14 protein-coding genes are annotated in these 14703 nt (G+C 48.0%); 12 read left to right on the plus strand and 2 right to left on the minus strand.

Annotation, left to right across the window (positions count from 1 at the left end; all coding sequences use genetic code 11):
• The first annotated feature begins 214 nt into the window (after nucleotides 1–214).
• The 6 genes from OGH69_RS04490 to OGH69_RS04515 all read left to right on the plus strand — a co-directional run bounded on the left by OGH69_RS04490 (nucleotide 215) and on the right by OGH69_RS04515 (nucleotide 7518).
• A complete protein-coding gene (locus OGH69_RS04490; RefSeq protein WP_265173252.1) occupies nucleotides 215–2050 on the plus strand; it encodes a glycoside hydrolase family 13 protein in 1836 nt (611 codons plus the stop codon).
• A gap of 146 nt (nucleotides 2051–2196) precedes the next feature.
• Nucleotides 2197–3636 (plus strand): alpha-amylase family glycosyl hydrolase, encoded by a 1440-nt coding sequence (locus tag OGH69_RS04495; RefSeq protein WP_265173253.1) that lies wholly within the window; start codon nucleotides 2197–2199, stop codon nucleotides 3634–3636.
• An 84-nt stretch (nucleotides 3637–3720) separates the two neighbouring features.
• Complete coding sequence (locus OGH69_RS04500; RefSeq protein WP_265173254.1) at nucleotides 3721–4863, plus strand: T9SS type A sorting domain-containing protein; 1143 nt, start codon at nucleotides 3721–3723, stop codon at nucleotides 4861–4863.
• Between the two features lie 116 nt (nucleotides 4864–4979).
• Nucleotides 4980–5657, plus strand: coding sequence for a glycerophosphodiester phosphodiesterase (locus OGH69_RS04505; RefSeq protein WP_265173255.1), 678 nt, complete (start codon nucleotides 4980–4982; stop codon nucleotides 5655–5657).
• Nucleotides 5654–6871, plus strand: a complete 1218-nt coding sequence (locus OGH69_RS04510) for a BaiN/RdsA family NAD(P)/FAD-dependent oxidoreductase (RefSeq protein ID WP_265173256.1) — start codon at nucleotides 5654–5656, stop codon at nucleotides 6869–6871. Before OGH69_RS04505 ends, OGH69_RS04510 begins: the two co-directional genes overlap by 4 nt.
• Nucleotides 6872–6927: 56 nt before the next feature.
• On the plus strand, nucleotides 6928–7518 hold the full coding sequence (locus OGH69_RS04515) for a hypothetical protein (protein ID WP_265173257.1): 591 nt from the start codon (nucleotides 6928–6930) through the stop codon (nucleotides 7516–7518).
• A gap of 110 nt (nucleotides 7519–7628) precedes the next feature.
• Here OGH69_RS04515 and OGH69_RS04520 read toward each other — a convergent pair whose 3' ends face one another.
• The gene (locus tag OGH69_RS04520) at nucleotides 7629–8078 is read right to left on the minus strand and encodes a TspO/MBR family protein (RefSeq protein ID WP_372339330.1); all 450 of its coding nucleotides are present in this window, start codon (nucleotides 8076–8078) and stop codon (nucleotides 7629–7631) included.
• 129 nt (nucleotides 8079–8207) lie between these two features.
• Here OGH69_RS04520 and OGH69_RS04525 point away from each other — a divergent pair, with 129 nt between their 5' ends.
• The 6 genes from OGH69_RS04525 (at nucleotide 8208) to OGH69_RS04550 (ending at nucleotide 14201) form a co-directional block, all read left to right on the plus strand.
• Nucleotides 8208–8771: a DUF4256 domain-containing protein gene (locus OGH69_RS04525; protein WP_265173259.1), complete on the plus strand. Its 564-nt coding sequence runs from the start codon at nucleotides 8208–8210 to the stop codon at nucleotides 8769–8771.
• 11 nt (nucleotides 8772–8782) lie between these two features.
• A complete protein-coding gene (locus OGH69_RS04530) occupies nucleotides 8783–9232 on the plus strand; it encodes a GNAT family N-acetyltransferase (protein ID WP_265173260.1) in 450 nt (149 codons plus the stop codon).
• A gap of 91 nt (nucleotides 9233–9323) precedes the next feature.
• Entirely contained in the window at nucleotides 9324–10406 is a 1083-nt protein-coding gene (locus OGH69_RS04535; protein ID WP_265173261.1) for a diphosphomevalonate decarboxylase, read from the plus strand.
• 50 nt (nucleotides 10407–10456) lie between these two features.
• Nucleotides 10457–11395, plus strand: a complete 939-nt coding sequence (locus OGH69_RS04540) for a mevalonate kinase family protein (RefSeq protein ID WP_265173262.1) — start codon at nucleotides 10457–10459, stop codon at nucleotides 11393–11395.
• Between the two features lie 3 nt (nucleotides 11396–11398).
• Nucleotides 11399–11962 (plus strand): hypothetical protein, encoded by a 564-nt coding sequence (locus OGH69_RS04545; protein ID WP_265173263.1) that lies wholly within the window; start codon nucleotides 11399–11401, stop codon nucleotides 11960–11962.
• A 97-nt stretch (nucleotides 11963–12059) separates the two neighbouring features.
• On the plus strand, nucleotides 12060–14201 hold the full coding sequence (locus OGH69_RS04550; protein WP_265173264.1) for a M3 family metallopeptidase: 2142 nt from the start codon (nucleotides 12060–12062) through the stop codon (nucleotides 14199–14201).
• Between the two features lie 139 nt (nucleotides 14202–14340).
• Here OGH69_RS04550 and OGH69_RS04555 read toward each other — a convergent pair whose 3' ends face one another.
• Entirely contained in the window at nucleotides 14341–14703 is a 363-nt protein-coding gene (locus OGH69_RS04555; protein WP_265173265.1) for a nuclear transport factor 2 family protein, read from the minus strand.

Genomic DNA, 14703 nt, shown 5'->3' on the forward strand with positions numbered 1-14703 from the left:
TCAGCCGGCAAGAGTGTAGCTTCCCCCTCTGTCATTGCGAGGAGGAACGACGAAGCAACCTGAGAGGGGGTTGGGGGTGAGGACTAAAGATTACAAACAAATAACTATATCTCACTTTCAGAGTGATTCGGCAAGAGTGTAGCTCACTCCCCTCTCCTTTGGAGAGGGGTTGGGGGTGAGGCCGGAAAGGTTTAGGGTGAGGACCAAACAAACTATGAAGAAATTACTATTACTGCTATTAGCAACAACCACCGCCTTCGCGCAGATTGATCGCGTCGAGCCCCCATTTTGGTATGCCGGGATGCACAATCCCGAATTGCAGGTGATGTTCTACGGGAAAAACATTGCGCAGTACACGCCATCGGTAAGCAATGGCGTGGTGATCAATAATGTGGTGAAGACCGAAAACCCGAACTACATTTTCGTGACCATCGATACTAAAAACGTAACGGCGCAGCAGCTGACCTTTTCTTTTAAAAATGACAAGGGGAAAGCGGCATTTACACAAAAGTATGACCTGAAGGCACGCAGGGCAGGGTCGGCCACACGCGAAAGCTTTACATCTGCAGACATGATGTACCTGCTGATGCCCGACCGTTTTGCTAATGGCGATGCCAAAAATGACAACACTAATAATACTACCGAAAAGGCCGAACGCACCAATCCTAACGGGCGTCATGGCGGTGATATAAAGGGTATCATCGATCATTTGGATTATATACACGAGCTAGGCGCTACGGCTATATGGAGCACGCCGCTTTGTGAGGATAACGACCCACGCGGCTCGTATCACGGGTATGGACAGAGCGATGTGTACAAAATTGACCCACGCTACGGTACCAATGAAGATTATGTAAAGCTTTCGGGTGAACTGAAAAAACGCGGCATGAAGCTGGTAATGGATTATGTGACCAACCACTGGGGCGCGCAGCACTGGATGTACAAAGACCTGCCTACCTACGAATGGGTGCACCAGTTTCCGGGCTATTCGCAGTCCAACTACCGTATGACCACGCAATTTGACCCGAATGCCTCAAAAGTCGATGCCCGCCAGTGCATGGACGGATGGTTTGTGCCGAGCATGCCCGACCTGAACCAAAGCAACCCGCTGGTGCTGAAATACCTTAAGCAGAACGCGATATGGTGGATAGAGTATGCCGATCTTGACGGCTTCCGCGTGGATACCTATTCATACAACGACAAAGAGGGCATTGCCAAATGGACCAAAGCCATCACTGACGAATACCCGTACTTCAATATTGTGGGTGAGGTGTGGATGCACGACCAGGCACAGATGTCGTACTGGCAAAAGGACAGCAAAATCGCGGCGATACAGAGCTACAACTCCTACCTGCCAAGCGTGATGGATTTTACCCTGCACGATGCCTTCGGCAACGTGTTCAACGAGGACCAGGCCGGGTGGGACAGCGGTATGCAAAAGGTATACGACAACTTTGCGAACGACTTTTTGTACGCCGACATCAACAACATACTGACGTTTGTAGAGAATCACGACACAGGGCGTTTTAACCAAAACTACAGGAACGACTTCAACAAGTACCGCATGGGCATGACACTGCTGGCAACGGTAAGGGGAATCCCGCAGCTGTACTATGGCAGCGAAATTGGCATGGCAGGCGACAAGGGCAAGGGCGATGGCGACATCCGCAGGGATTTTCCGGGCGGGTGGCCGGGCGATGCAGCTAATGCGTTTACCAAAGCAGGCCGTACTGCCGAACAGCAGCAGTTTTTTGACGTGACTTCGAAGCTGTTCAACTGGAGGAAAGGCAAAACCGTGATCCATAATGGTAAGATGATGCATTACCTGCCGCACGATAACGTGTATGTATACTTCCGTTACAACGACAAGGAAACCGTAATGGTGGTGCTGAACAATTCGGCGGATGCCAAAACTATCGGTACTGCGCGCTTTGCGGAAAGGCTTAACGGCTTTAGCAGCGGCAAGGATGTACTGACAGGCAAAGCGGTTGATGTGACCAAGGATATTACGCTGGAAGCAAAATCGGTGTTGGTGCTGGAGTTAAAGTAGTAAGGGGAAGCGAAGCGTCCTTTGTGATCTTAAACGTTCAGCTTAGTGTTCCATGTGGAAGCCTTTGTGCCCCTTGTGGTAAAAAATATGGGCTTTGGAAACTATGTACCTATGTGGTTAAAAGACTAAAACCAAACAAACTGAATATGAAAAAAACAATATTATCCCTCATGGCGTTGGCAATTATTGCCGCTGGCTGCAAGGAGGAGAAAAAAGAGGAAGTAAAGGAAACCGCCCAAACGGAAACCCTTGCCCCTGTAAGCGATGCCGTAATGGAGAACAGCGTGATCTATGAGGCGAACATCCGCAACTACTCGAAGGAAGGGACGTTCAATGCATTCACCAAAGACATCCCGGAGCTGAAAAAGCTGGGCGTAAAGGTGATATGGCTGATGCCAATATATCCTATCTCTATGAAGAACAGGAAGGCTACGGGCGACTTGTCGGTTGAGGACATCAAAGATCCTAAGGAGCGGGAAAAATACCTGGGCAGCTATTATGCCATTACGGATTATACTGCCATCAACCCTGATTTGGGTACACTGGAGGATTTCCAGCAGCTGATAAAGACCGCCCACGACAACGGCATGTATGTGATACTCGACTGGGTAGCCAACCACACGGGCTGGGACCACAAGTGGATCACGGAGCACCCGGAATACTATCACAAGAATGCCAAGGGCGAAGTGACCGACCCGCTGAACCCTGAAACCGGCAAAAGCTGGGGATGGACCGATGTTGCCCACCTGGACTATACCAGCAAAGTCCTCTACGAGCCGATGATGAAGGAAATGCTGTACTGGGTAAAGGAGCAGAACGTGGACGGCTTCCGTTGTGATGTGGCCGATAATGTGCCTACGGAGTTTTGGGATTATACCATCCCGAAACTGAAGGCCGTGAAACCCGTTTTCATGCTGATGGAAAGCGACAAGGAATACCTTTTTAAAGGGCAGTTCGATATGGGCTACGGCTGGGTGGCGCACCACTTGATGAACGACGTAGCCAAAGGCAAAAAACCGGTTGCCGACCTGAAAAAGTTCCTTGCAGAAAGGCCCGGGAAATATGAGGCCGATGACATCTTCATGAACTTTACCACCAACCACGACGAGAATGCCTGGAACGGTACCGAGTATGAAAGGCTGGGCGATGGGGCAGAAGCCTTTGCTGCCATGACCTACGTAATGCCGGGAATGCCGCTCATTTATACCGGGCAGGAATATGATGTGAAGAAACGCCTCAAATTCTTTGAACAGGACCCTATCGACAAGAATAAAGGGAAGATGTTTGCCATTTATGAAAAACTTGGTAAATTGAAGAACGAAAACCCGGCACTGAACGGCGGCAAAAACCCTGCATCGTTCAAATTGCTGGAAACATACGATAAAGAGCCATTGATCGCTTTCGAGCGTGAAAAGGATGGCAAAAAAGTGATTTATGTGGCTAACCTTGAAGGTGCACCCATTACGTTCAACATCCCTGTAGAGGGAGGGGAATACACCAACTACATGACCGGTGAGAAAGTTACATTTACCACTAACCAGAAGATAGAGGCCGAACCCTGGCAGTACTGGATATTGACAAAATAATGACACAGGCCGCGGTGCCCAAGCCGCGGCTTTTTTATACTTTATTAACTAAAACGTTTTCTTTAATTTTTAAAAACCTATTCTATGATCAAAAAATTACTTTTTTCAGCAGCGGTATTCATGGCGGGTACTGCAATGATGTTTGCGCAAAACATCGGGATTATTGGCGATGCAACTCCGGGCGTATGGGCAACGGATACAGACATGCAGACAACAGACGGCGTTATTTACACGCTTGAAAACTTTACCCTTACGAATGGTACGGTAAAATTCAGGGAAAATGACTCATGGACAAACAACTGGGGTGGCACTACATGGCCTTCGGGAACAGGTGTTTTCAACAGTTCGAACAACATTCCGTCACAGCCGGGTGTTTACAACATTACGTTTAACCGTACAACACTGGAGTATAACTTTGAAGATGCGGGTAACTTTGACGATGTTGACGTAATGATTGGAGCTACTGCAGTATCTATGTTTACTTTGGATGGCACTACCTACACGGCAAACAATGTGGTTTTTGAAAATCCGGGCATGGTAACATTCCGTTTTAACGGCAGTGAGTCCTGGGGTGGTGCTGCATTCCCGGCAGGTACGGCAACTATGGGCGGGGCTGCCATATCGGTTCCGGCGAACAGCTATAATGTTACGTACAATGCAGATACTCATGCCTATGCCTTTAACTTTGTTATCATCAGTATTACGGGTGATGCTGTAGGCGGATGGGGTAACGTTGACATAGACATGCAAACTGCTGACGGTATTAATTATACGGTAAACGATGTAACATTTACAGCAGCTGAGTGGAAATTCAGGCTGAACCACGATTGGGGTGTAACATGGGGTAATGCAACATTTCCTTCAGGTACTGTAACTGTAGTAGGCAACGGTGGCAATATCATGGCTACAGCAGGTACTTATGATGGTACTTTCAACAGGTCGACAGGTGATTTTGCTTTTACAGAATCGACCAACAGCACTAAAGATTTCAATTCAAAATCCATCACGGTTTACCCTAACCCATCAAACAGCGTATGGAACTTCAATGCGGGCAGCAACACCATATCTTCTGTGCAGATTATGGATGTAACAGGCAAAACAGTTTACACTGCTGCTGTAAATGCTAACCAGGCTACCGTGAATGTTTCAGGATTTGCTTCAGGGATGTATTTCGCAAGGCTTACATCGGGCAATGCCACTGAAACGGTAAGGGTGGTTAAGAATTAATTTTTTCATTGTTATTTAGATAGCCCCGGAGTTTTTGCTTCGGGGTTTTTTATTGCTCCTGTTTTACATTTTTTCTAATTGGCTGCGAAATCCTACCTTTACAAAAAAACTTTGATATGCTAAAAATAGGCCATCGCGGCGCTAAGGCCCACTTGCCCGAAAATACGATGGCATCTTTCCAAAAGGCGCTCGACCTGGGCGTTGACGGCCTCGAGCTTGATGTGCACGTTTGCGCTACGGGCGAGCTGGTCGTGATCCACGATTTTACGGTAGACCGCACCACCAACGGCAGCGGCGAAGTGCATAAGATGACACTGGCCGGGCTGAAGCATCTGGTGGTGGAAGGCAGCCATACCATTCCCACGCTGAGCGAGGTAATGACGCTGTGCAAAGGCAGGTGCAAAGTAAACATTGAAATGAAGGGGAGGCACACCGCAATACCTGTGAATGATTTCATTATGCATTTGGTTAAAAAAGGAGGCTGGCGTTATGATGACCTGATTGTGTCGAGTTTCCAAAGAGAAGAACTCGAGGCGATAGGCAGGCTCAATCCCGATATTTATCTTGGAATACTCACACAGGCCAGTATGAAAGAGGCGTGGGACTGGGCAGAAGAATTTAAGGCTAAAGCCATACACCCGCACTTTTCGCTGCTTACGGAAAGCAATGTGAAAAAAGCGCAGGAAGCAGGCTACAAAATATACACATGGACCGTGAACGACCCTGACGACATAGCCCGCACGAAAAGCTATGGTGTAGACGGGATAATATCTGATTACCCTGAACGCCTATGAAAAGTTTTGATGTCATAATAGCCGGGGGAGGCGCGGCAGGATTTTTTACCGCGATAAACATTGCCGAAGCCAATCCTAAACTTAAAGTCGCCATACTGGAACGCGGCAAGGACGTGCTGTCTAAAGTCCGCATATCCGGTGGGGGGCGTTGCAACGTAACGCACGCCTGCTTTGTGCCGAACGACCTTGTAAAGTTTTACCCAAGAGGCGAAAAGGAATTGCGCGGGCCTTTTAATCGTTTTTGCTCCGGTGATACGATTGAATGGTTCGAAAGGCATGGGGTGGAACTCAAGATAGAGGAAGACGGACGGATGTTTCCGGTAACGGACAGTTCGCAAACCATCATCGATTGTTTCATGGAGGCAGTAAAAAAGCTGAACATCCCGGTGCTGACAGGCGAGAGCATCCAGTCCTTATACAAAGCAGAATCGCATTGGAAAATAGAAACCAATAAAGAAGTTTTTGTGGCGGAACATTTAGTTATGGCAACGGGCAGCAATCCCAAAATGTGGGACATGCTGGCGGAACTTGGCCATACGATGATCCCGCCGGTACCATCGCTGTTTACCTTTAACATAAAAGACCCGAGGATAAAAGACCTGATGGGCGTTTCGGCGCCGGCATCGGTAAAAGTAAAAAATTCAAAGCTCGAAGCTTCCGGCCCGCTACTGATAACGCACTGGGGTATGAGCGGCCCCGGAATACTCCGCCTTTCGGCATGGGGTGCACGGGAACTCGCAGCGAAAAATTACCAGTTCGTTTTACAGGTCAACTGGCTGAACGACATGGGCAGGGACGAATGCCTTGAAGCCCTGAAAGAACTGAAGCAGGGGCAGGCAAAAAAGACGGTAGCTAAGCAGTCGCCGTTCAATTTCCCCAACCGCTTGTGGCAAAGCCTCGTGTCCGCATCGGGCATTGGTGCCGAAACCCGTTGGGCCGACCTTTCTAAAAACCATTTGGACGCATTGGCAGGGCAGTTGGTAAATGGCGAATATAATGTAAACGGCAAGAGCACCTTTAAGGAAGAATTTGTTACTGCGGGAGGCATCATCCTGAAGGAGGTCAATTTTAAGACGATGGAAAGCAAGTTGCAGGAAAACCTGTACTTTGCGGGCGAGATACTGGATATCGATGCCATAACGGGAGGCTTCAACTTCCAGAATGCCTGGACAGGAGGTTTCATTGCAGCGGAAAGTATTTGTAAGAAAATTTAATTTTTTCACGCAACCGTTTTAGTATTGCAACATCTAAGAATAAAATTATACACATTATGAAAAAGACAATTTTACTTTTTGGATTAACGCTTGCAATGTCACTTACTGCTTGTTCAGATGATGATACATCAACAAATCAACCTGCAGGGAATAACAAAGTGCTGCTGTTGAAAGTAGACCTTCTTACCAACACTTTCGAGGGGGGGAAAGAACTTAGCTTTGAGGAAGCAGACACTTTTACCATTACACCGGAGTACGTTTCGCCGGCGGATTTCGGAAGCATAAAATTAAAGTATGAAGAAACAGGTGAAACAATTTTTGACGGTACCATACACTGGAATGGCCTTGGTGAAATGAGTTATCCTGCGGCGCTTGATGCTCCGTCATCATTTGCGGTGATGGACAATGAAATTGCAATGCCTGCAAGTTCAGATATTGTACATGTGGAATATGGCGATGGCGAAACCGGCTTTCCGTTCCTGACCATCGATCACGAAGCAATTTGGGAATCGATCAGCCACCTTCAGTTAGTTGAAGATTACAGGGCTAGAAATCCGAATGCAAAGGTGAACATTTTCCTGTATGCGCCAAGCGTTGGCATTGGCGACCCTGCCGACTGGGATTGGTTCGTTATCCTGAAAAATTAATCCTGCAAAAAATAACAAACAGCCAGCCTCCTGATTAAAGGGGGCTTTTTGATTATAGTTGCTATGATATCTATTTTTTCAAATAACCACATCAACAAGTAGCCCATCAACTATTTGTTCAGCCACCATATCGAGGCATTGAGCACCGTAGCGAAGGTTACCCACAGCAGGTACAGGATGAAAATATAGCCTGATAGCTTATTGATTTTGTTGAATTGCAGGAAGGTCTCGTAGATCATCAGCCATAAAAGTATAATCTCGATCAACGCCAGCAGCGGGTTGTGGAGCCCGAAGAACAGGTACGACCAAAGGGCATTAAGTGCCAGTTGTATCCCGAAAAACGTCAGGCCTTTTTTAACGATTTCGGGCTGTTCGCCAATGCGGCCCCACACCAGCCCGGCGGCAAGTCCCATCAGGATGTACAGCGTAGTCCACACCGGGGCAAATACCCAGTTGGGCGGGTTGAATACCGGTTTTTCAATAGTCTTATACCATGTTTCCACACCTTCCTGCGTAAACTGGCCGGACAAATAGCCAATTCCCACGCAGGTGGCGATCATTACCAATATTTTGAACGTTAAGGAGAGTTGCGGATTTTCCATGAAGTAAAATTAGGCAGAATTTTACATTTGTGTGTGAAAAATATGATAAATGGTTTTAGTAAATTTGGTATCGTACAAACAAACAATATGGGAACTAAAAAACAACTATCACAAGGCCAGCGCGATGCACTATTTAGTGTTTTGAAAGCGCGCTTTGAAAAAAATATGCACCGCCACAAAGGCATTGAATGGGAAAAGGTACAGGAAAGGCTGGAAGCCAATCCCGGCAAGCTGTGGTCGCTCGACATGATGGAAGAAACCGGCGGTGAACCCGATGTAGTGTGTGTTGACAAAAAAACAGGCGAGTTCATTTTTTACGACTGCGCTGCCGAAACCCCCAAAGGCCGCCGCAGTGTGTGCTATGACCACCAGGCTTTGGAGTCGCGCAAGGAGCACAAGCCGGGGCACAGCGCAGTGGGCATGGCTGCGGAAATGGGCATTGATATCCTTACCGAAGAAGAATACCGCGAGCTGCAGCAGCTCGGTAAGTTCGACCTGAAAACCTCAAGCTGGGCGGCTACACCTGCAGAGATTCGCAAGCTGGGCGGCGCGGTGTTTTGCGACCGTCGCTATGATACGGTGTTTTATTACCACAATGGTGCTGAATCCTATTATGCGGCACGGGGTTTTAGGGGTTCAGTACGAATTTAAACGTATAAGAAATGATCACTTTAAAACGAACAACCTCACAAGACATCGACTTCCAAAACCTCGTACGCGAGCTGGATAAAGACCTTGCCATCCGCGATGGCGATGAGCATGATTTTTTCCACCAGTTCAACAAGATCGATATGCTGAGGCACGTGGTTGTGGCTTACAAAAAAGATGCGCCTGTGGGTTGCGGTGCCATAAAGCCCTATGACAATGTTGCCATCGAGGTAAAGCGCATGTTCGTGCCTTTGGAGCATCGTGGATCGGGTGTGGCTGTAGCGGTTTTGCACGAACTGGAGCATTGGGCAAAAGAGCTGGGCTTTGGCAAATGCATACTCGAAACCGGCATAAAAATGCCTGAAGCTATCGGCCTCTATAAAAAGAGCGGTTATTCGCAGACCGATAATTACGGACAGTACGCGGGTGTGGCGAGCAGTGTGTGTTTTGAGAAAAGCTTGTAGCAGTTGTTTCACGAAGGCACACGTCTCCTTTGTGCAACTTTGTGAAACGGCTCCAAACTAAAATAATTACCTTTGCCCAAAATCAATCCCAATGACCGAAAAGGATTTTATCCCTTCAGCATATAGCAAAATAGCAGATGAAGGAAGCTTTGAATGGAGCGCCCCCAGCAACATTGCCCTTGTAAAGTACTGGGGCAAAAAGGCCAACCAGGTTCCGGCCAACCCTTCCATCAGCTTTACGCTTAACGAGTGCAAGACGGTTACCAAACTTGCTTATGAACCTAAGAAGGATGTTAGCGGAATATCCTTCGATCTTTTGTTTGAAGGGCAGCCCAAGGACAGCTTCCGTCCGAAAATTGAGAAATTTTTTGAACGCACGGCGCAGTATATCCCTTTTATAAAGGATTACCATTTTACTATTGATACCCGAAATACATTTCCCCACAGCTCCGGCATAGCATCATCGGCATCGGGCATGGCGGCACTGGCCATGAACCTCATGAGCCTGGAGCGCCTCCTGTATCCGGATATAACCGACGAATATTTCTATAAAAAGGCTTCTTTCCTTGCCCGTTTGGGTTCGGGCAGTGCCTGCCGCAGCATCAACGGCGCAGTCGTGGTGTGGGGTGCGCATGCGGAAATCGAAGGGAGTTCCGATCTTTTCGGGGTGCCGTTTGCCGGTAAAGTGCATGAGGTATTCAGGAATTACAAGGATACCATACTTCTGGTAGACAAAGGGGAAAAGCAGGTGAGCAGTACCGTAGGGCACGACCTGATGCACGGCCACCCTTTTGCCGAAAGGCGCTTTGAACAGGCACATGAAAATCTGTCAGCCATGAAGAGGGCGATTGTAGAAGGAAATGTGGATGCCTTCATAAAGATTACCGAAAGCGAGGCGCTCACGCTGCATGCCATGATGATGACAAGCCTGCCATATTTTATACTAATGAAGCCCAACACGCTTGAGATCATTAACCGGATATGGAAATTCAGGCAGGATACGGGCATACCGGTTTGCTTTACGCTCGATGCCGGAGCCAACGTGCATGTGCTTTATCCTGAAAACGTTGCAGTAAAAGTTTTGGATTTCATTAAAGCCGAATTGCTTGCATACTGCCAGAACAACCAGTACATTTGCGACGAAATCGGAACAGGCGCGTTAAGATTATACTAAAATTAAAAAGTTAACGTTTTTATCGTACCTTTATAGCTCAATAGCACAACATGAAAGGACCTTTATTTTACTCGAAAATCTTACTCTTCGGAGAGTATGGCATCATTAAGGATTCTAAAGGATTGTCCATTCCCTATAACTTTTACAACGGCGCACTCAAGATAGAAGGCAAGGATTCGGCGGAAGCCCAAAAATCCAATGCCAGCCTGAAGCGTTTTGCGGCTTTCCTTGAAACGCTGCAAAAGGAGCAGCCGGAACTGGTTACCTTTGATCTTGAAACGCTAAACAAGCATCTTGAGGAAGGCATGTACTTCGACTCGACCATTCCGCAGGGCTATGGCGTGGGCAGCAGCGGTGCATTGGTTGCGGCCATTTATGACCGTTATGCCAACGACAAGATAACCGTGCTGGAAAACCTGACGAGGGACAAGATGCTGCACCTCAAAAAGATATTCGGGCAGATGGAGTCGTTCTTCCATGGCAAGAGTTCGGGCCTTGACCCACTCAACAGCTATTTGAGCATTCCAATATTGATTAACTCCCAGGACAACATAGAGACCACAGGCATACCAAGCCAAAGCACTACGGGCAAGGGAGCCGTATTCCTGTTGGATTCAGGTATTGTAGGCGAGACCGCACCGATGGTTTCCATTTTCATGGAAAGCCTCAAGGAGCAGGGCTTCCGCGATATGTTCAAGAAAGAATTCGCGCAATATACCGACGCCTGTGTGGACAACTTCCTGCATGGCGACTTCAAATCACTTTTTTCTAATACCAAGAAGCTTTCCAAAGTAGTGTTGAGCCACTTCAAGCCGATGATACCGGAGCAGTTCCATTCGGTTTGGCAAAAGGGCATCGATACCAACGATTACTACCTGAAACTTTGCGGATCAGGCGGTGGCGGCTACATCCTGGGCTTTACCGAAGACCTCGAAAAAGCCAAAAAATCGCTGGAAGGCCATAAACTGGAGGTAGTGTATCAATTCTAACCCGTGCACAGCGTTACTGACATCCTGAACATTCTGCTGAAATCCGTATTTGTGGGTTTCGGGTTTGTCATTCCCATTCTCGCCCTTGTAAGGACTTCCAATATTAAGGCCATAGCAGTCAAAGACCTTTTTATACTCACGGCTGTACAGGCAGTGCGCATAGCAGGTATCTTTTATTTCCTGCTGGCGGCCAAAGATGCATATACCTACTTTTTTGACGGGACTTCGTACAACACATCCAATGTTTCGGCACCGGCCTATATGCTCTTCACTTTTTTTCCGCCGGCCATGACCGTGGTACTCAGCCAGCTGTTCTGGATCAAAAAACTATACATGAAAAAGGCGGCGCTCATCACTTTTGCATTGCTGCTGCTTATCCTGCCTTCCGATCTTTTTGTACGGTACCTTTCCCATTGGGCGCTCGGCACACACGGAAGCCTGTGGCTTAATTTTCCGGCGTTTCCCGGACTACTGTCTTATGGACTGCTGAATATCATGGTATTCATTTTCATTATTTTTATCATCATGCTGGCAGGAGGGAAGCTGAAAGCCATCGCAGATAAATAACATCCTGCACCATTTAATCGGGCAATTCCTCACAATACCTTGGATTTCTGCGTTGTTTGGGGTAACTTTACTTTTTCCATAACGGAAGCCCAATGACATGAAAAAAACAGCAATTTTACTTGCCGTAACAGGCGCAACATTATTATCCTGCAACCGAATGAACACTCCCGCAACCATAGGCGACGATAACCCGCTGCTCGCCGCTTTCGAAACGCCTTACCAGGCACCGCCGTTCCATCTCATTAAAAATGAACATTACAAACCCGCCATCCTTGAGGGCATACGCGTGCATCAGGGGGAGATCGATGCCATAGCGGCAGGCAAGGACGCCCCTACGTTTGAGAATACCATAGTGGCGCTCGAAACTTCGGGTACGCTGCTTAACCGGGTCAATACCATCTTCAGCAACATCACTTCGGCCAACACCAACGATACCCTTCAGGCATTAGCCCAGGAACTGGCGCCGGAGCTATCAAAGCACAACGATAACATCTACCTTAACGATAAGCTGTTTGCCCGTGTAAAAAAGGTTTGGGATACGCAGATGAACCTGAAGCTGACACCCGAGCAGGCCAAGCTTTTGGAAAAGAAATACAAAGCCTTTTTACGCAGTGGCGCCAACCTTGATGCCAAACAGAAGGAAAGGCTGCGCGCCATTAACAGTGAGCTGTCGGTACTATCGCTGAAGTTTGGCGATAATGTACTGGCCGAGAACAACGCCTACCAATTGGTCATTGATAATAAAAAAGACTTATCCGGGCTTCCGGAGGAGGTGGTGCAGACTGCTGCCGATGATGCGAGGGCCGCGGGAAAAGAGGGCAAATGGCTCTTTACCCTTCACAATTCCAGTGTAATGCCATTCCTGCAATATGCCGACAACCGTGAGCTTCGCAAGAAGATATGGATGGCTTACCAAAACAGGGGGAACAATGGCAACGAACTGGACAACCGCACCAATGTAGTGCACATGGCCAGCCTGCGCAGCGAAAAAGCAAGGCTCTTAGGCTATGCGTCTCACGCGCATTATGTGCTGGAAGAGCGTATGGCCAAAACACCTGAAAATGTGTACAGCCTTTTGGACCAGCTTTGGAAGCCGGCGCTGGAAAAGGCAAAAGCAGAGGAGGCCGACATCAGGAAAATGATGTCAGCCGATGGGATAAAAGATAATGTACAGCCATATGACTGGCGCTACTATACCGAGAAGATACGCAAGGAACGCTACAGCCTCGACGAGCAGGAGATAAAGCCATATTTTAGCCTGGATAATGTGCGCAACGGGATATTTGAGGTAACGAAAAATCTGTATGGCCTGCAATTCAAAGAGCTGAACGACGTGCCAAAATACCATGAGGACGTGACCGTTTGGGAGGTCTCGGAAAAAGACGGCAAGCACGTTGGGCTGCTGTACATGGACTTCTTTCCCCGTGCCTCCAAAAGGGGTGGTGCGTGGATGACCTCCTACCGCAAGGAAAAAATAACCGACGGTAAGCGCATTGCGCCGATAATTTCCATAGTGTGCAACTTCTCGAAGCCTACGGCAGGCAACCCTGCATTGCTTACGTTTGATGAAACCACAACCTTCTTCCATGAATTTGGGCATGCACTGCACGGCTTGCTGAGCAATGTTACCTATGAGAGCCTGTCGGGTACGAGCGTGCCAACCGACTTTGTGGAGCTGCCTTCGCAGATCATGGAGAACTGGGCTGCTGAACCCGAAGTGCTGAAGATGTATGCTAAACATTACAAGACCGGGGGAGTGATTCCGGATGCGCTGATACAAAAATTACAGGAATCGGCAACATTCGACCAGGGATTTGCCACGGTAGAATACCTTGCGGCCTCTTACCTCGACCTGAACTACCATACGCTAACGGATGCGCTTACGCAGAACATCGTGCCGTTTGAAGAAGCGGCCATGAATAAAATAGGTCTTCCCTCATCTATCATTCCGCGTTACCGGAGCACCTATTACAGCCACATATTCAGCGGAGGGTATTCGGCGGGATATTACAGCTATATCTGGTCGGGAGTGCTGGACACGGATGCGTTCGATGCCTTTAAGCAAAAATCATTGTTTGACCCGGCTACAGCCCGGTCCTTCCGCACCAACATACTCGAAAAGGGCGGCACCGCCGATGCCGATGTAATGTACCGCACCTTCCGTGGGGCAGAGCCATCGATTCAGCCATTGCTGAGGAAGAGGGGGTTGGGGAAGGAAAGTTTCAAAGTTGAAAAGTAACAAAGCCGCAAAGTTTTATAAACTCGGAAAAACTTTGTAGAGACGTTGCACGCAACGTCTGATTCTTTAATAAAAACGATAAGAGCCGTTGCATTGCAACGGCTCTACTGTATTTAGAGGTATATTTTCGTTTTAGATATTACCCATGATATACCCTTGAAGCGACTATCTTGCCATCCTTTATTTCGAGGACTTCGGCAACAAGCATGTCGTCTTCGCCCTGTACGGTGCGGGTGTATTCCATGAATACGCGGTGGTCATTAGCGGTAAGCGAAGTGACTTTATAATACAGCGTAGGCAGCCTGTCAAAAGCATCCTGCCACCAGGCATGCATGGCTTCGCGTCCTTTTACAATGCCTCCGGTTTCCGGCTGCCTGATTTTTAGCTTGGGGCTGAAATGCTCGGCATCTTCGGTGTAAAGGTCAAGCAGGCGGTCAAGCTGTTTGGCATTGAAGGCTTCAAACCATTTCATGGCTATGTGTTCGATATCGCGTGGCTGCAC

Origin of the sequence: Flavobacterium sp. MFBS3-15, from assembly GCF_026107645.2 — a bacterium.
Classification (GTDB): Bacteria; Bacteroidota; Bacteroidia; order Flavobacteriales; family Flavobacteriaceae; genus Flavobacterium.

Bases quoted from the DNA above. Each gene is read 5' to 3' on its own strand.
- OGH69_RS04495 (WP_265173253.1), top strand. From the start codon at position 2,197: ATGAAAAAAACAATATTATCCCTCATGGCGTTGGCAATTATTGCCGCT.
- OGH69_RS04505 (WP_265173255.1), top strand. From the start codon at position 4,980: ATGCTAAAAATAGGCCATCGCGGCGCTAAGGCCCACTTGCCCGAAAAT.
- OGH69_RS04530 (WP_265173260.1), top strand. From the start codon at position 8,783: ATGATCACTTTAAAACGAACAACCTCACAAGACATCGACTTCCAAAAC.
- OGH69_RS04520 (WP_372339330.1), bottom strand. From the start codon at position 8,078: ATGATCGCCACCTGCGTGGGAATTGGCTATTTGTCCGGCCAGTTTACG.
- OGH69_RS04535 (WP_265173261.1), top strand. From the start codon at position 9,324: ATGACCGAAAAGGATTTTATCCCTTCAGCATATAGCAAAATAGCAGAT.
- OGH69_RS04510 (WP_265173256.1), top strand. From the start codon at position 5,654: ATGAAAAGTTTTGATGTCATAATAGCCGGGGGAGGCGCGGCAGGATTT.
- OGH69_RS04500 (WP_265173254.1), top strand. From the start codon at position 3,721: ATGATCAAAAAATTACTTTTTTCAGCAGCGGTATTCATGGCGGGTACT.
- OGH69_RS04540 (WP_265173262.1), top strand. From the start codon at position 10,457: ATGAAAGGACCTTTATTTTACTCGAAAATCTTACTCTTCGGAGAGTAT.
- OGH69_RS04515 (WP_265173257.1), top strand. From the start codon at position 6,928: ATGAAAAAGACAATTTTACTTTTTGGATTAACGCTTGCAATGTCACTT.
- OGH69_RS04490 (WP_265173252.1), top strand. From the start codon at position 215: ATGAAGAAATTACTATTACTGCTATTAGCAACAACCACCGCCTTCGCG.
- OGH69_RS04550 (WP_265173264.1), top strand. From the start codon at position 12,060: ATGAAAAAAACAGCAATTTTACTTGCCGTAACAGGCGCAACATTATTA.
- OGH69_RS04525 (WP_265173259.1), top strand. From the start codon at position 8,208: ATGGGAACTAAAAAACAACTATCACAAGGCCAGCGCGATGCACTATTT.